Genomic DNA, 16,840 nt, shown 5'->3' with positions numbered 1-16,840 from the left:
CCGGGACGATTTGGGAGTGAGGTCAGACAAATGAATGAATCCGTTGATACAGCGGTTGCGCCGGTTATTCTGCTGCATCCGTCGGATGATGTTGCCGTTGCGCGCATTTCGGTTCGCGCCGGTGATCCGATTGGCCTTGACGGGATCAGGGCCAGCGAACTGATCGGTCGCGGGCATAAGGTTGCCATTCGTGATATTCCGGAAGGCAAGGAAGTCCTGAAATATGGTCAGGTGATCGGCGTTGCGACGAAGGATATCGCTCAGGGCGAGCATGTGCATTTGCAGAACCTCGCCATGCTGCCCTCTGAACACGAGCATCAGTTCTCCATCGATATTGAAGAACGCGGCATGCTGCCGGACGCAGAACGCCGCCATTTCATGGGCTATGACCGGGGCGCGGGCGGTGTCGGCACGCGCAATTTCATCGGCGTGATTTCGTCGGTCAATTGCTCGGCCACGGTGTCGCGTTACATCGCCGATTATTTCAACCGCATGGACGGTCTCGATGGTTTCGACAATGTCGATGGCGTCGTGGCGCTGACACATGGCAGCGGCTGTGCGCTCAACACCAAGTCGGAAGGCTATCGCCTGTTGACGCGCACTATTCAGGGTTATGCCAAGCACCCGAATTTCGGCGGCATCCTGCTGATCGGCCTTGGCTGCGAAACCAACCAGATCGCGCCGATCCTCGAACATTACCGCATGGAAGAAGGCTCGCGCCTGCGCACCATGACGATCCAGCAGCATGGCGGCACGCGCAAGACCATCGATCATGCGATTGCCGAGATCAAGGAAATGCTGCCGCTGGTCAATTCGGCGGTGCGCACCAAACAGCCTCTGTCGAAGTTGAAAGTAGCGCTGGAATGCGGCGGCTCGGATGGCTATTCCGGCATTTCGGCCAATCCGGCATTGGGCTATGCCTCGGACCTTATTGTGCGCAATGGCGGCACGACCGTTCTTTCGGAAACGCCGGAAATCTATGGTGCCGAACATCTTTTGACCCGTCGCGCAGTAACGCCTGCGGTGGCGGAGAAGCTGTTGCAGCGCATCGACTGGTGGCGTGATTACACGGCGCGCAATGGCGACGAGCTCAACAACAACCCATCGCATGGCAACAAGCTCGGCGGGCTGACCACCATTCTGGAAAAGTCGCTCGGTGCAGTTGCCAAGGGTGGTTCCATGCCGCTCAAGGCCGTCTATGAGTTTGCCGAAACCGTCACGGAACAGGGTTTCACTTTCATGGATACGCCGGGTTACGATCCCGTCGCGGTGACTGGACAGGTGGCCGGTGGCTGCAACGTGATCTGCTTCACCACTGGCCGTGGTTCGGTTTCCGGCTTCAAACCTTCGCCTTGCATCAAGATCGCCACGAATTCCGAAATGTACGAGCACATGAAGGAAGACATGGACATCAATTGCGGCGGTATCGTCACCGGCGACGAGACCATCGAACAGTCCGGCATCCGCATCTTCGAACATATCATCGCGGTCGCATCCGGCGAGAAGACGTTGAGCGAAGTCTACGACTATGGCGACAACGAATTCGTGCCTTGGCAGGTCGGCGCCGTAACCTGATCCCTTTCTTTAATGACGACTGACAGGAATAATTCGATGGTCAAAGCTCTGCGTATCGAGAGCGAAAACGTCACACGTTTTGCAGAAATCGACGAAGCGCCGTTGCTGGCCGGTCAGGTCCGTGTGCGGGTTCGGCACGTGGGTCTCTGCGGCAGTGATCTGAACACCTTCAAGGGGCTTAATCCGCTGGTGCAGCTGCCGCGCATTCCTGGGCATGAAATCGGCGGCGAGATCATGGAAACCGGAGAGGGTGTCAGCGCTGCCTATGTCAAAGGCAAGCGGGTTATCGTGCTGCCTTATACGAATTGCGGTGAATGTTCGTCCTGCCGTAAAGGTCGGCTCAATGCGTGCCGTTATAACAAGACGCTCGGCGTGCAGCAAAATGGCGGCCTGGCCGACCAGATCGTGCTGCCTGCCGAAAAATTGATCCTCAATGAGACGCTGTCGCCCCGTCATCTGGCGCTGGTCGAGCCGCTTTCGGTTGGCTTCCATGCCGTCGAGCGCGGACGTGTTCAGGCAGGTGATACGGTTGCTGTTCTCGGTTGCGGCATGATCGGTATGGGTGTTCTCATCGGCGCGCTGGCGCGCGGTGCCAAGGTCATCGCCATCGATCCAAGCGCTGAAAAGCGCGAACTGGCACTGCAATTCGGCGCAACACACGCATTGCCGGGCGGTGAGGATGTCGTCGCCAAGGTTCAGGAACTGACCAACGACGACGGCGTGGACGTTGCTTTCGAAGCGGTCGGTCTGCCGATCACCTTCACGCAGGCTGTCGACCTGGCGGGCTTTGCGGGCCGGGTGGTTTATGTCGGCTATTCCAAGGCGCCGGTCACCTATCAGACGCAGTTCTTCAACCTGAAGGAACTCGACATCATGGGATCACGCAATGCCACGCTCACCGATTTCGAGGCCGTCATTGCGCATCTGGAAAAGCTTGGGACGGATGCCGACAAGCTGATCTCGAAGGTATTTCCGTTTGATGAAGCTGAAGCGGCACTCCCTTACTGGGACGGCGACCGTAACGTTTTGAAGATCATCATCGAACGCGACTGAAATCGAAGCAAATGCGCCACGTCGGGAAGGAAGACGTGGGCTGCCACGCATCGATGGAAAATCGATGCGTAAACTGAAGAAATTAGAGCGTCCTTTAAGCGTCCAAATTGGACGCATGGCGCTCTAGTGGAGGAAACCGGCCCTAAGGCCAATTGTTTAATGACCCCATATGGGAGGACAAAGATGAAGAAACTCGTTACCGGCATGATCGCCGCCAGCATGCTGCTGGCAGGAAGCATGGCTGCCTATGCTGCCAATGTTTCGATCAAGGTTGCCTATGAAAACAACCCCGGCGAGCCTTTCGATGAGGTAATGCATTACTGGAAAGATGATCTTGCCAAGCGCAGCAATGGCGAAATCACGCTCGAACTCTATCCAAGCTCGCAGCTTGGCTCCAAGAAGGACGTGACCGAGCAGGCCATGATGGGGCTCAATGTCGTGACCATTTCCGACGTTGGCTTTCTGGCCGAATATGACCCGGACCTCGGCGTACTCTACGGTCCGTTCCTGACCGATGATCCGGCACAGCTTTTCAAAGTTTATGATGGTCCCTGGTTCAAGGAAAAGAGTGAAGAGCTGAAGAAGAAGGGCATTCACATCGTAATGCCGAACTATCTCTACGGCATTCGTCAGATCATTTCCAAGAAGCCGATCCGTACGCCTGAAGACCTGAAGGGTATGAAGATTCGCGTGCCGAACAACGTCATGCAGATCAAGACTTTCGAAGCCATGGGCGCAACGCCAACCCCGATGCCGCTGGGCGAAACCTTCCCGGCGCTGGCGCAGGGCGTGATTGATGGCGTTGAGAACCCGATCTCGGTTCTTTACGGCCAGAAGTTCCAGGAAGAAGCCAAATATCTGAGCAAGGTCGGCTATCTGACCAACGTTGCTCTGATTGTCGGCGGCGAAGCCTTCTTCTCCACGCTGCCGGAAGATCAGCTCAAGATGATCCATGAGTCCGCCTACGATGCGGGTCTCTACAGCCAGAAGCTGACGATCGAAAAAGACAATGAAATGATCGAGAAGATGAAGGAAGCCGGTGTCGAGATTATCGATGTCGACCGCGCTCCTTTCAAGGCACTTGCTGAAAAGGTCTACACCCAGTTCCCGGAATGGTCGCCCGGCCTTTATGACAAGATCAAAGCCGAACTGAACTGATCCATCCTTACTCGGATAATGCCGTGTCGCGGTTTGCCGCGGCATGGCTCGATCGTGGAACTCAATCCGATGAAATACTTTGAAAAACTGATCGAATGGCTGGCTGCCGTGCCGCTGTTCATCCTGCTTGCGATGTTCAACATCGCCGTCGTCATGCGCTATTGGATGCATCAGCCATTGCAATGGACCGAGGAAATGGCCGGTCTGTTGATGATCTGGATCGTGATGCTTGGCAGTGTCGCCGCAGAACGCAGCAACCAGCATCTTGCCATTCCGATGCTCGTGGATCTGCTGTCGGAGAAGGTGCGCGATGTCGTCAACGCCATCGTCTCCATCCTGTCGGGACTGTTCCTGCTTTACGTGTCCTATGCCGGTTACAAGCTTTCGGTTGCGGCTCAGTTCAAAGTGACTGACGTGCTGCGGGTCTCTTATTACTGGATAGATATCGCTGTGCCGGTCGGCTTCGTCATTATCGCTCTTTATATGTTTGCAGGCGCATTCAAATCCTTGCGCGCCGCTTTTGCGGGAGGCGAGGCATGAACCTGACAACCATCGTTCTCATCATGCTGGCGCTGATCGCGCTCAATATGCGCCTCTATGTGGCCATTTTGATTGCGGTCTTCACCTATTTCACCTTTTTCAACCAGATGCCGATAGCGATTGCCGTGCAGCGCTTCATCAGCCCGGCACAGAACACGTCGCTGCTTGCCATTCCGTTCTTCATCATGCTTGGTACGGTGATGTCGCATACCGGCATTGCAGAACGTCTGATCAAGGTCGCGGAAATTCTGGTCGGTCGTATGCGCGGCGGCATGGCACTCACCAACATCATGGTTTCCACCCTGATGGGTGGCGTCAGCGCTTCCAATCTGGCTGACAGCGCCATGCTCACCCGCATGATGGTGCCGGAAATGGTCAAGCGTGGCTATGACAAAGCGTTCTCCTGCGCGGTGACGGCTGCTGGCTCGCTGATTACGCCGATCATTCCTCCCGGCATTGCGCTCATCATCTATGGTCTGATTGCGGATGTTTCCATTGGCAAGATGTTCATGGCAGGTGTGCTGCCGGGCATTCTGGGCGCCGTTATCCTGATGATCGCGGCCTATGCGACATCGGTAAAGCGCGGCTACAAGCCAAGCCGTGAAAAGCGGATGAGCGGCGCCGAAGTTGCCTCGACGCTTGCTTCGGCATGGCCTGCGGTGCTGCTGCTGTTCGCGATCATTGGCGGCATCCGCTTGAACATCTTCACCCCGACAGAAGCCGGTGCAGTTGCCGTTACGCTGGTTCTGATTATCGGCTTCGTGATCTATCGCGAAATGCGCATCTCGCATGTGGTGGATTCGCTGATCGAAACAGCGAAATCGACCGCGTCCGTCATGCTGGTCATCATGGCATCATCGGCGCTCGCATGGGTGTTTTCGCTTGAACAGGCCGGCCAGTCGCTGATGCAGCTGATCTCGTCCTTCACCAGCAATCCTTATGCGTTCCTGCTGGCAGTCAACGTGATCTTGCTGATCCTCGGCGCGCTGATCGAGGGCACAGCTCTGATGATCGTTCTGGTGCCGCTTCTGATGCCGACGGTAAAGGCTCTGGGCATTGATCCTGTGCATTTCGGTATCATCGTGATTATCAACCTGTCGATTGGCACGCTGACACCGCCTGTTGGAACGGTCATGCTGATGGTCTGCAATATTGCGAAGGTGAGGGTGGGAGATTTCACTCGCCAGGCATTCAGCATGTATATGGCGCTGTTCATCCTGCTGGCGCTGGTCACTTACGTGCCGATTATCTCAACCTATCTGGCTCATTAGAGCATTTCCAGCAAAAGTGCGAAGCGGTTTTGCGTAGGATAATGCGTAAAAACAAAGAGATAGAGCATTTCCACTGTTTCAATTTAAGCGGGGAATGCTCAAAAAAGCGCGGGAAATTCCCGCGCTTTTTTCGTTAGTTCACCACGGGTTTTCGACACGCGGCCAGATGGCACGGCTGAGCTTGCGGTAATTGGTCGTGCGAGGATTGCTCGGATAAGAGCTGGGCGCCGCGACATAGATGATCTCGGCAGCAATCGGCACGAAGCCCGCATGAAAATGATTGGTCGATTTCACCACCAGCATATCCTTCTTCATCGGATCGATGCCGATATTCGAGAAGATATCCGGCTCGAATGTCTGCGTCCGGTTGGTGTTGAGAATGATATCGATCTCGGTGCCTTCAAGTCGCACGACTGCCGAGGCCCCCAGCGTCACGCGGCTTGGGCCAAAACTCTGCCAGCCTTCGGCAAGGGTTTTCATGACCGTCACGCGGGCATCGATGGGTTCGCCACCAAGCGGACCGGACTTGCCGCCGAAACGCAGGTCGATCACTGCGCCTTCGCCTGCCGCATGACAGAAGGTCACTGCAATGGGGTCCCAGATCGTAGCAATGCCTATATTGTCGATGCCGCGTTCGATCAGGCGGCGAAGGACATAGGTTCCGTCGCCTGCAACCCCGCCGCCGGGATTGTCCCATACATCGGCGATCACCGCAGGTTTGGCGGGATTGGCTGCATGGGCAGCCAGCGCCCGGTCGATGCCCTGATCGGTGTCGAACATGGTCATCAATGTCTGCTCGCGCATCGCAATCAATTCACGCCCGAGTTTTTCGGCAAGTGCTGCCCCCTTGGCCGGATTGTTGTCTGTGACGACGAGAATACGGGTCCCCATTTCCGGCACATCGGCAGCCATGAAGCCATGAATGACGGAGATCGACAGAATCCCGTCCTTGCCGTGCATCGCCTTGATGCGGTCGACGAAGGAGCGCATCGGCTCCTTGCTTGTGGGAAACACACTGATCATATGGCAGTCGAAAGTGGATATGACCGGCTTGATGTGACCCTTCAGGGCGTCCAGCGCGAGATCGACCACATGCTCGCCGCGCTCATAAAAATCCGTGTGAGGAAATTCGAGGAACGACGCGAAAATATTGAGGTTTTCGACACGCTTCGGCGTCAGATGGCTATGCGGATCGAATTCGCTGGCAACCAGAATATCCGGCCCGACAATGGCGCGCACGCGTTCCAGAAGATCACCCTCGCAATCGTCGTAACCTTGAGCGACCATGGCGCCATGCAGGCCGAGCACGACTGCATCAACGGGCATTGCGGCTTTCAGTTGGTCAAGGATTTCATCGCGCAATTCCTCGAACGCCTGCCGCTGCAACAATCCGCCCGGTTCCGCCCAGGTGGCAGTGCCTTCGATGACGGTCAGCCCTTCCGCTGCCGCACGCTTGCGCAATGCGACAATGGGCGAAGAGCAAAGCGTCGGCGTTTCCGGATGCATGCCCGGCGCGGCATAAAAAGCCATCTCGAACGAGGCCCTGTCGGTTGGAACCGGCGAGAACGTGTTGGTTTCTGTCGCAAGCGATGCGGTGAAAATGCGCATGGAAATACTCTGTGCGGGGAGGTGACGTGCTTATTTTTGTGGTGCGTAGGCGATGGCTTCGACTTCGATCTTGATGTCGATCATCAGGCGGGATTCAACCGTGGTGCGCGCGGGAGGCTCTTTTGGAAAATAGGTGCCGTAAACGGCATTCATCCGCCCGAAATCCCGAGCATCTTCCAGCCATATGGTGGTTTTGACCACGTCTTCCATTGTGGCGCCTGCAAGCGCAAGTGCGGCCTTGACGTTTTCGAGGACCTGTTTTGTCTGGGCTTCGATGCCGCCTTCAACAATTTGGCCGTTTGGTCCGACCGGTACCTGACCCGAAATATAGACTGTGTCACCTGCGCGAACGGCGGGGGAAAGTGGCACATGTGATGCGCCGAAGACCTGTTTTCTGGACATGATTTTCTCCGGTTATTTGACTGCTCCAAGGGCCAGTCCCTTGATGAGATAGCGCTGGAGCCAGATGAAAAGGATGGCGACCGGCAGTGTTGCAAGAAAGGTGGCTGCCATGACGTAGTGCCATTCGACCGTGTAGCGCCCCGCGACGAGCGAGAAGACCTGAATGGGCAGGGTGTAGCTTTCCTGTCTGCGCAGCATGGTCAATGCGACGACGAATTCGTTCCATGCATTGATGAAGGTGAAGATTGCCGTGACGGCAATGGCGGGCAGGCAGAGCGGCAGAAACACTTTTATCAGTGTCTTGCCGCGCCCGGCGCCTTCCATCCACGAAGCTTCTTCCAGATCGCGCGGTATGGTGTCGAAATAGCTTTGCAGCATCCACACGGTGAAGGCGATGTTGAAGGCCATATAGACCGCGCCGACCGCGGAGACACTTTCAATCAATCCATAGGCGGCGAGCAGCCGGAAAAGGCCCAGCACCAGAACGATGGGCGAGATCATCTGCGAAATCAGCAGGAATTGCCGGAATGCACCGTGGCCTGCAAAGCGGAAGCGCGACATGGCATAGGCGGCAGGAATGGAAACAATGATGGCGCCGACGGAAGCAATGACCGAAACGTAAAGCGAGTTCAGAAGCGCTTGCCCGAATTTGGTCTGAACCCACATTTCCGAAAAATTCTGCCAGCGGAAGCTGCTTGGCCACCATGTTGGAGACAGGACCTCCTGTGGAGGCTTGACGGCGGTGAAAAACATCACTGCAAAGGGAAACAGTGTCAGCACGATAAGCGGCGACAGAACGGCCCAGGCAATGATTGTGCGTTTCAGCTTCGAGCCCGTCATGCGCGTTCTCCCCGCATTGCGAGGCGGATATAGATCGCCGTGAAGACGAGGAGTATTGCCAGCATGATAAGCGATACGGCGGAGGCTTCTCCCAGCTTTCCGAGGCGGAAAGCGAGCTTGTAGAGATGCGTTACCAGAATATCGGTGGAGTTTGCCGGTCCACCCTGCGTCATGACCCAGATGATCGGGAATGAATTGAAGACATAGATCGTATTGAGCACGATGGCGATGTTGACGAAGGGCTTGAGCAGCGGAAACGTGATTTCGCGAAACTGCTGCCACAGGCTGGCGCCTTCGAGAGACGACGCTTCATAAAGATCCTCCGGAATGGATGACAGTCCGCCGAGGAAGATCGTGGTCGTGAACGGCACGGTGACCAGAATGCCGACCAGTATCTGCATGGGAAAGGCGGTGGCCGCGCTCGCTAGCCATTGAATATTGCTGTCGATGATACCGAGATTGCGCAGTGCGGAATTGAGCATTCCGCTTTCGCCATTGAGCGCCCAGCGCCAGACAATGGCTGTCATGGTGAGCGAAACTGCCCACGGCAGCATGACGATGACCCGCGCTACCGAACGGCCATAGAAATCCATGTTGAGGATGATGGCGACCGGAATGGAGACGATAAGTGCCCCGCCAACCACGGCGACGGTCCAGAGTGCGGTGCGCCAGAGTGCATTCAGAAAATCGGGCGTTGCGAATAGCGCAGTGAAATTTGCGCCGTCGTTGAAATCGCGTAGCTGCCCGAAGCGGTTTACGTCATGACTGGCAATTTCAACGAGATGCACCACGGGCCAGAAGATCACCACCGCAGCCAGAAGCAGGCTCGGCAGAATCAGGAGATAGGGCAGGGTGCGGCTTTGCATTGGCAATCAAAATCCCTGAAAAGAAAAAAGCCCGGCAGAGCGAGGGCACTGCCGGGCAGGCGGGGAGTGTTACTTCTTCAGGATTGCGTCCGCCTTGGCGGCGGCGTCCTTCAGCACGACATCAGGTTCGCCCTTGCCGAGATAGATGCTCTGCATGGCGTTGGACGTGATGTCGGCAATTTCTTCCCAGCCCGGAATGATCGGCGCAAAGCGGGCATCCGGCAGAAGCGCGGTGAAGGCGGCAAGATCGGCATTATTGACGTAATAATCCATCTTCGCTTCTTCCTTGTTGACCGGAAGGAAACCTTCACCCTGCGTGAACTTGGCGCGCCATTCAGTCTGGAACAGGAAGTCGAGCACCTTCCAGGCTTCCTCCTTGTTCTTGGAGTTCTGGAACATGATGACGGAATCGGTCACGCCATAGGTGCCACGCGCGCCTGTCGGTCCGGCAGGAATGGCTGCAACGCCATATTTGAGGTTCGGGGCTTCTTCCTTGATCTGGTTGGAAAGGAAAGGCGCGGTAATCATCATGCCGACCTTGCCCTGCTTGAAGAGGTTCTGAACGTCTTCACGGGCATAGGAAGTGACGCCGGGCTGGGTCAGGCCATCGTCGATCAGCGACTTGTAAAGCTTCGCGGCTTCAAGTGCGCCCGGTGTGCTGAGGCCCGACGTGCCGTCCTTGTTGAGAATTTCTGTCCCATAGGACCACATGCCGTAATAGTAATAAACGTCGGTCTCGATTTCCTTGCCCTGTAGGCCGAAACCGTAATTCTCTCCGCCGAGCGCTTTGATTTTCGTGGCGGCGGCTCTCAGCTCGTCCCAGGTTGCGGGCGGGTTTTCGACGCCTGCCTTGGCCAGCAGATCCTTGTTGTAATACATGGCGCGGGCAGAGGCTGCGATCGGCAGACCGTAGGTCTTGCCCTCAAGGATGGATGGAGACAGGAAAGTCTCGATGAACCGGCCCTTGAACTCGTCGTTCATGTAACCGTCGAGCGGTTCGGCGATGCCCTGTTGCACGAAATCGATCAACCAGCGTGTGCCGATGATCGAAAGGTCCGCATTGGTGCCTGCTGAAATATCGGTAGTCAGTTTCTGCAGAAGTACATCCCATGGAACCACTTCAAAGTTGAGCGTGATGCCGGGATTGGCAGCTTCAAATGCCTTCTTGACCTCTTCGAAGTAGGGGCCGGTCTTGGAGCTGTACTCCGCGACGGTCATGCGCACTTCGCCTGCATTCGCAACCGATGACAGCGCCAGAACGCTCAATCCGGCCAGCAGGCCGGCCTTCCATTTATTGATAGACATCTTCCCGTTCCCTTGTTTTGCCCCGCATTGGTGCGATGACGATATATTTTTGTTATTTTCTTACATTATCGGCTTAATCTGCACTTTCAAGCGAAAAGTTTTGTTGCAAACTTACATTTTGACTTTTACGCTGGTGGGAATAAACAGGTGCAGAAAGCTGCCGCATAAAAGGGGAATAGCGTGGAGCAAGCAGGCGAATTTACCGGAAAGTCGGTACTGGTTACCGGAGCCGGTGGCGGTGTTGGAAGCGCGCTGGTCAAGCTGTTCTCTGAACGCGGCGCCCGCGTGATCGGTTGCGATACGACACTGGAGGCAATGACCGGCGATGATTTTCATGCGCGTCATGCCTTTGATCTGCTTGACCGCGACGGGCTGGAGCTGGCTGCAAAGCGGATAATAGCGGAATCGGGCTTGCCCGATATTGTCATCAACAATGCGGGCTGGACCCGTGCCGAGACCTTCGATGGGCTGGATCAGGGCAACATCGACGCTGAGATAGACCTCAACCTGACTGCGGTTGCCGGATTTTCAAATGTCATGGCGCAGGCCATGGCGGCACGCGGACACGGCGTTTTCGTCTTCATTTCCTCGGTCAACGGTCTCCTGCATTTCGGAAACCCGGCTTATGCGGCTGCCAAAGCCGGAATCAATGCCTTTGCGCGTGGTATTGCGGTTGAGTTCGGAAGGAAGGGCGTGCGTGCCAACGTCGTCTGTCCGGGGTCGATAAGAACACCCGCATGGGATCATCGTATCGCGCAGGATGCGAGCGTGCTGGAGCGCCTACAGCGGTTTTATCCGCTGGGGCGCATCGTTGATACCCGCGAGGTGGCAGAAACGGTGGCATTTCTGGCCTCTGACCGCGCATCGGGGATTACCGGCGCGATCCTTCCGGTCGATGCCGGGCTGACTGCGGGCTGCCGTCCTTTCATCGAAGATATTCTCGGAGGGAACTGACCGATGAAAGAGGTTTCTCTGCGCGGCATCACCAAGACTTTCGGACAATTAACGGTCCTCGACCATGTCGACCTCGATATTCAAAGTGGAGAGTTTCTCGTACTGGTTGGCCCTTCCGGCTGCGGAAAATCCACGCTTTTGCGGATGGTGGCCGGGCTTGAACCCATTTCCGGCGGTGACCTTCTGATTGGTGGGGAACGGGCTAACGAGTTGCCACCGCAAAAGCGCAATATTGCGATGGTGTTTCAATCCTATGCGCTGTTTCCGCATATGACGGCGCGTGAAAACATCGGCTTTGGTCCGCGCATTCGCGGCGAAAAGTCAGAAGAAACGGCCGCGAAGGTGGACAGGGCGGCGTCCATCCTCAATCTCCATTCCTATCTTGATCGCTACCCACGCCAGCTTTCAGGCGGGCAGCGCCAGCGCGTCGCCATGGGGCGCGCCATTGTTCGCGAACCATCGGTATTTCTGTTTGATGAGCCGCTTTCCAATCTGGATGCGCAATTGCGCGTACAGATGCGTACGGAAATCAAGGCGCTACATCAGCGGCTGAAGTCGACGGTGATCTATGTCACCCATGACCAGATTGAGGCCATGACCATGGCCGACCGGATCGTGGTTATGAATCAGGGCAGGATTCAACAGATCGGTGCGCCGCTGGATCTTTACGATCGTCCCGCCAACAAGTTTGTTGCGAGCTTTATCGGTTCGCCGTCGATGAGTTTCATTCCGGGAACTGTGTCAGACGGAGTATTCCGTACCGAAGAGGGCGAGGAAATCGCTGTTGGCGCGGGATCATCCGAAACCCGGCAGGTGGAAGCAGGCATTCGACCGGAAAATTTTACGGTCGCGCCGGATGGCAAAGGGCTGAAACTCACCGTCGAGGTGATCGAGCCGACTGGTCCCGAAACGCATATTTATGGCCGGATCGCAGGACAGCCTATACGAGCTGTGTTTCGCGAGCGCATACATCTTGCGCCCGGCGAGCAAGTGCCTGTAACTGCGAAGAGCGAACACATACATCTTTTCGACAAGGATAGCGGTCTCCCGCTTTGAATTTCCGATGAGCAAGGTTGCCGACATCATCACGCGGCTGCATGTCGTGGCGCAGGACGGATCGAAATCCGACCGGAGGCTGGCTGCGCTCGTGCTGGCCGATCCCGATTATGCTTCCAAGGCGGCAATCTCGGAAATTGCGGCCAGAGCAGGTGTCAGCGAACCCACGGTGACACGTTTTTGCCGGGCACTTGGCTGTGACGGGGTTCGCGACTTCAAGTTCTTTCTGGCGCAGGCCTTGGCCATCGGCGGGCAGTATCTGACGGCTGAAATTCCCGCGCGGGATGTGCGTGAAAGCCGCATAGCGACGGCTGTGACTGATGCGGCAGTTGCCGCTATTCAGCGTGCCAGCGACGGGCTCGACATGGGCGTCTTGATGAAAGTGGCCGAACGGCTTGCCGCCGGTGGCCCTGTGCTATGTCTCGGGTCTGGCGGCATCTCGTCCATGCTGGCAACAGAAATGCAGAACCGCTTGTTCCGGCTGGGTATTCCTGTCAGCGCGCAGGTTGATGGGCAATTACAGCGCATGTATGCCGCCGTCACCACGCATGAAACAACGGTAATCGCTTTCTCCGTCTCCGGCTTTGCGCGTTCGGTGGTGGAGGCCGTGCTGGTTGCGCGGCAATATGGAGCGCAGACAGTCGCGATCACGCCTGCCGGTTCCGATCTCGCCAAGGCGGCGGATGTGCTCATTCCATATCAGGCGAATGAAGACGGCAATATCTACAAGCCGACATCGTCACGCTTCGCGCTGCTGGCCATTCTCGACATGATCGCCACGGCGACAGCAGAAGCGCGTGGCCCGAAGGTGCTGGAAAGCCTGCGCCGCATCAAGCATAGCCTCAATACGCTCACCATAGACGATCCGCGCTTGCCGCTTGGAGACTGATCCATGACCAGACCGAAAACCGTTCACGAGGTGGATACACCTGCGATCCTCATCGATATTGATCGCGTGAAGGCGAATATCGCCAAGGCGCAGGCCCATGCGGATGCGGTGGGGGTTAAACTGCGTCCGCATATCAAGACGCATAAGCTGCCGCTCTTTGCCAAAATGCAGGTGGAAGCGGGCGCGACCGGGATCACCTGCCAGAAGCTAGGCGAGGCAGAAGTCATGGCCGATGCCGGGCTGACGAATATTTTCCTGCCCTACAATATTCTGGGACAGGAAAAGCTTGATCGCCTTCATACGCTGCATCAACGCATCACCCTGTCTGTAACGGTCGATAATCGAACCTCCCTTGCAGGACTGGCGGCGCGTTTCACCGATGAAAAGCATCCGTTGAAAGTGCTTGTCGAATGCGACACGGGTATGGGGCGCTGTGGCGTGCAGACGCCAGCCGAAGCCCTGGAGCTGGCACGCATTATAGACCAGAGCGCAGGACTGCGTTTCGGTGGTCTGATGACCTATCCCGCAGCGGGCAAGCCGGACGAGGCTGAACAATGGCTTTATTCGGCACGTGAGTTGCTGGAGGCGAATAGCCTTCCCTGCGAGACGATTTCAAGCGGCGGCACGCCCGATATGTGGCGCAAACCCAGCGACAGCGTCGTCACCGAATATCGCCCCGGTACCTATATCTATTTCGACCGTTATCAGGTCGAAAAGGCCGCGGCGACAGTGGATGACTGCGCCTTGACGGTGCTTTCAACGGTCGTCAGCCATCCAACATCAGAACGAGCGATCATTGATGCCGGGTCCAAGGCACTATCCAGCGATACGCTGGGACTGAGCGACTTTGGTGAAGTGATGGGCCGTCCCGATGCCCGTGTGATCGGCCTGAGTGAGGAGCACGGCAAGCTGGTTGGTGATGTCGCGGGTCTGAAGGTTGGTGAGCGGCTCCGAATTATTCCCGACCACGTCTGCGTTGTTTCCAATCTCTTTGATGAAGTTCATCTTGTTTCGGGCGAGGATGTCGTCGATATCCTGCCGGTCGCCGCACGTGGGAAATTAAGATAATCAGGAGGATAGCATGAAGGGTGCGGCCAATCCGTTTGCTGGCGACAAGGATCGCGAGCAGATTTGGGAGATGCTTGTACGGCGCGATATCGAGGCCTTCGTATCGCAGGACTGGTCATTGGTGGCCGATGATTTCGATGAGGTGCGCTTCCTTGGCATTCATGCGCACAATGATCGCGATCCTGACAATTGGGACGCCGGTTTTCCGACGCTCGCAAGTTATCGCGATGAATGGCTGCGACAGGCAGCGGAGAGTGCAGCGGTGGAATATGCCGAATCTCTGGCGGACGGTATCTTTCGTGCGACCAACCTGAGTGTGATCGATATTACCGGCGACGTCGCTCTCGCACGGAAAAAATTCGATGGAACGATCGCCAGAAAGGACGGAACAATCGATCGTCTCAACTGGCAGACGCTTTATTTTTGTCGTCGCGACGGGGCGCGCTGGAAGATCACCGGCTTTGTCGGATATATGGCTTATCGTTGAAGAAACAGGCCTTTGAAACAGGTCTATCACGGCGCGGATTGTTCAATCCGCGTCGTCTTTATGTATAGACTAGATAATTCCGAGCGACAGTATAATCACACTATTTTTCTGTAATTATAGTCATTTTTATCCCGAATTATACTAATTCGGACGATGTCGCAGCTGATAGCATATTTGTCGCAGGGTGTTCCGGTAATTGACTGGATCGGGACTACTATTGTCTTCAAGCTGGTCGATTGCCTCCTGCTTTAGGCAGTGTCGAACAGCCCTCGAAATGCGTCGTGCAACCCTTCAAAAAAATCATTCAAGGGGACGGTTGCTGGACGGATCATTCAGATGAATTCACGGCTGTGGGTGGACATGTCGGGAAATGACCTATATAGAATCAAGCAATCTATCGATAATCATTCCATGCGGACAGTTTGCGGAACGCAGATCGCGTGTGGGCACTTTGCGCTGGAATGAAGTTCTATCAATGTTAAAAAGGAGATTAAGTCCGCCAGCACAGCGGGGTTAAACTTAATGCATGGTATTTTATACAAGGAAGAAAGTATGAAGTCGCCGGCTGAGACGAAAATAAGCTTGAAGAGCGTTTTTAAAGTCTTCGGCGATGACCCGGAGCGTGCAATGCAAGAATTGCGCGCAGGTAAATCAAAAACCCAGATTCACAGCGAACTTGGCGCAACAATCGGCGTCGATGATGCGACCTTCGACATCTATGAAGGCGAAGTATTCGTTATTATGGGCCTCTCCGGCTCGGGCAAATCCACGCTTCTGCGTCTGCTCAATCGCTTGATCGAACCGACTGTCGGTTCCATCGAAGTGGACGGCCGCGATATCGTCAAAATGACGAAGCGCGAGCTGATCGATCTTCGTCGTCGCGACATGAGCATGGTGTTCCAGTCTTTTGCGCTCCTGCCCAATCGTTCGGTTCTGAACAATGCGTCGTTCGGTCTCGAAGTGGCCGGAATGGGTGAGGCGGAACGTCACCAGAAGGCACTGAAAGCACTCGCTGCGGTTGGTCTTGAACCATATGCTCACAGTATGCCGGATCAGCTTTCCGGCGGTATGAAGCAACGTGTCGGACTGGCGCGCGCGCTGGCAAGCGAGCCGACCATTCTTCTGATGGACGAGGCATTTTCTGCCCTTGATCCGCTGATCCGCACCGAAATGCAGGACGAACTCAAGCGGCTGCAGGCTGAACATAGCCGGACGATCATTTTCGTGAGCCATGATCTGGACGAAGCCATGCGTATCGGTGACCGTATCTGCATCATGCAGCACGGCAAGGTCGTCCAGGTGGGAACGCCGAACGAAATCGTGTCCGCACCGGCCAACGATTATGTTCGTTCCTTCTTCCGCAATGTCGATGTGTCCCGCGTATTCAAAGCCGCCGATGTGGCTCGCGACGACGAGCTGATCGTGTTTGAACCCGAACAGCTGGCGACGGCGCTCGAGCGTTTCGACGCGAGCGGCAAGACGTTCGGCGTGTTGATCGATGCCGACCGCACATATCGCGGCATGGTCAGTCGTGATGCGCTGGCAAAGGGTGCTGTCGCGCAGGATGGCGAGAGACTGGATAGCGTCTCTGCTATCGAAGCCGAAGCGCCGCTTGCCGGATTGCTGACACAGGTGGCGGAAAGCCCTTGGCCGGTCCCGGTCACTGACCGCCAGAACCGTTATGTCGGTGCTATCAGCAAATCGGCCTTGCTTGAAACGCTTGGTCGCGCGGGCTGAGACCTGCGCGCCAACGGCCTTTTGCCTGATG

Annotated in this window: 16 protein-coding genes; 11 read left to right on the top strand and 5 right to left on the bottom strand. The window is 56.1% G+C overall.

Translation table 11 applies throughout. From position 1 onward, the window contains the following. The first annotated feature begins 30 nt into the window (after nucleotides 1–30). The 5 genes from OANT_RS20135 to OANT_RS20115 all read left to right on the top strand — a co-directional run bounded on the left by OANT_RS20135 (nucleotide 31) and on the right by OANT_RS20115 (nucleotide 5,597). A complete protein-coding gene (locus tag OANT_RS20135) occupies nucleotides 31–1,575 on the top strand; it encodes a UxaA family hydrolase (protein WP_012093257.1) in 1,545 nt (514 codons plus the stop codon). A gap of 36 nt (nucleotides 1,576–1,611) precedes the next feature. Next, entirely contained in the window at nucleotides 1,612–2,628 is a 1,017-nt protein-coding gene (locus tag OANT_RS20130; protein WP_012093256.1) for a zinc-binding alcohol dehydrogenase family protein, read from the top strand. 183 nt (nucleotides 2,629–2,811) lie between these two features. Further along, nucleotides 2,812–3,786 (top strand): C4-dicarboxylate TRAP transporter substrate-binding protein, encoded by a 975-nt coding sequence (locus tag OANT_RS20125; RefSeq protein ID WP_012093254.1) that lies wholly within the window; start codon nucleotides 2,812–2,814, stop codon nucleotides 3,784–3,786. Nucleotides 3,787–3,855: 69 nt separating this feature from the next. Next, nucleotides 3,856–4,326 carry a TRAP transporter small permease gene (locus tag OANT_RS20120; protein ID WP_172488809.1) on the top strand — a complete coding sequence of 157 codons (471 nt, stop codon included), beginning with the start codon at nucleotides 3,856–3,858 and terminating at the stop codon, nucleotides 4,324–4,326. Continuing rightward, on the top strand, nucleotides 4,323–5,597 hold the full coding sequence (locus OANT_RS20115; protein ID WP_012093251.1) for a TRAP transporter large permease: 1,275 nt from the start codon (nucleotides 4,323–4,325) through the stop codon (nucleotides 5,595–5,597). The genes OANT_RS20120 and OANT_RS20115 overlap by 4 nt, the downstream gene beginning before the upstream one ends. Before the next feature lie 138 nt (nucleotides 5,598–5,735). Here the strand turns inward: OANT_RS20115 and OANT_RS20110 are convergent, their stop codons facing one another. From OANT_RS20110 to OANT_RS20090, 5 genes are all read right to left on the bottom strand, one after another. Continuing rightward, a complete protein-coding gene (locus OANT_RS20110; protein ID WP_012093250.1) occupies nucleotides 5,736–7,205 on the bottom strand; it encodes a M81 family metallopeptidase in 1,470 nt (489 codons plus the stop codon). A gap of 30 nt (nucleotides 7,206–7,235) precedes the next feature. Then, on the bottom strand, nucleotides 7,236–7,607 hold the full coding sequence (locus OANT_RS20105) for a RidA family protein (RefSeq protein WP_012093249.1): 372 nt from the start codon (nucleotides 7,605–7,607) through the stop codon (nucleotides 7,236–7,238). 12 nt (nucleotides 7,608–7,619) lie between these two features. After that, nucleotides 7,620–8,447 (bottom strand): carbohydrate ABC transporter permease, encoded by an 828-nt coding sequence (locus OANT_RS20100; protein ID WP_010659082.1) that lies wholly within the window; start codon nucleotides 8,445–8,447, stop codon nucleotides 7,620–7,622. Then, nucleotides 8,444–9,313, bottom strand: a complete 870-nt coding sequence (locus OANT_RS20095; protein ID WP_012093248.1) for a carbohydrate ABC transporter permease — start codon at nucleotides 9,311–9,313, stop codon at nucleotides 8,444–8,446. Before OANT_RS20095 ends, OANT_RS20100 begins: the two co-directional genes overlap by 4 nt. Before the next feature lie 69 nt (nucleotides 9,314–9,382). Beyond that, nucleotides 9,383–10,618, bottom strand: coding sequence for an ABC transporter substrate-binding protein (locus OANT_RS20090; RefSeq protein WP_012093247.1), 1,236 nt, complete (start codon nucleotides 10,616–10,618; stop codon nucleotides 9,383–9,385). 180 nt (nucleotides 10,619–10,798) lie between these two features. Here OANT_RS20090 and OANT_RS20085 point away from each other — a divergent pair, with 180 nt between their 5' ends. The 6 genes from OANT_RS20085 to proV all read left to right on the top strand — a co-directional run bounded on the left by OANT_RS20085 (nucleotide 10,799) and on the right by proV (nucleotide 16,809). Then, nucleotides 10,799–11,572, top strand: coding sequence for an SDR family oxidoreductase (locus tag OANT_RS20085; protein WP_012093246.1), 774 nt, complete (start codon nucleotides 10,799–10,801; stop codon nucleotides 11,570–11,572). A 3-nt stretch (nucleotides 11,573–11,575) separates the two neighbouring features. Continuing rightward, entirely contained in the window at nucleotides 11,576–12,628 is a 1,053-nt protein-coding gene (locus OANT_RS20080; protein WP_012093245.1) for an ABC transporter ATP-binding protein, read from the top strand. A gap of 7 nt (nucleotides 12,629–12,635) precedes the next feature. Beyond that, nucleotides 12,636–13,517 carry a MurR/RpiR family transcriptional regulator gene (locus tag OANT_RS20075; protein WP_010659077.1) on the top strand — a complete coding sequence of 294 codons (882 nt, stop codon included), beginning with the start codon at nucleotides 12,636–12,638 and terminating at the stop codon, nucleotides 13,515–13,517. A 3-nt stretch (nucleotides 13,518–13,520) separates the two neighbouring features. Next, nucleotides 13,521–14,585 carry a D-TA family PLP-dependent enzyme gene (locus tag OANT_RS20070; RefSeq protein WP_012093244.1) on the top strand — a complete coding sequence of 355 codons (1,065 nt, stop codon included), beginning with the start codon at nucleotides 13,521–13,523 and terminating at the stop codon, nucleotides 14,583–14,585. Between the two features lie 13 nt (nucleotides 14,586–14,598). After that, entirely contained in the window at nucleotides 14,599–15,072 is a 474-nt protein-coding gene (locus tag OANT_RS20065) for a hypothetical protein (RefSeq protein WP_010659075.1), read from the top strand. A gap of 552 nt (nucleotides 15,073–15,624) precedes the next feature. Continuing rightward, a complete protein-coding gene (gene proV / locus OANT_RS20060) occupies nucleotides 15,625–16,809 on the top strand; it encodes a glycine betaine/L-proline ABC transporter ATP-binding protein ProV (RefSeq protein ID WP_040128650.1) in 1,185 nt (394 codons plus the stop codon). Nucleotides 16,810–16,840 lie beyond the last annotated feature (31 nt).

The sequence above is a fragment of the Brucella anthropi ATCC 49188 genome (assembly GCF_000017405.1).
Classification (GTDB): Bacteria; Pseudomonadota; Alphaproteobacteria; order Rhizobiales; family Rhizobiaceae; genus Brucella; species Brucella anthropi.
The sequence above is the reverse complement of the archived record's forward strand: the minus strand, read 5'-3'. Positions and strand labels throughout refer to the sequence as shown.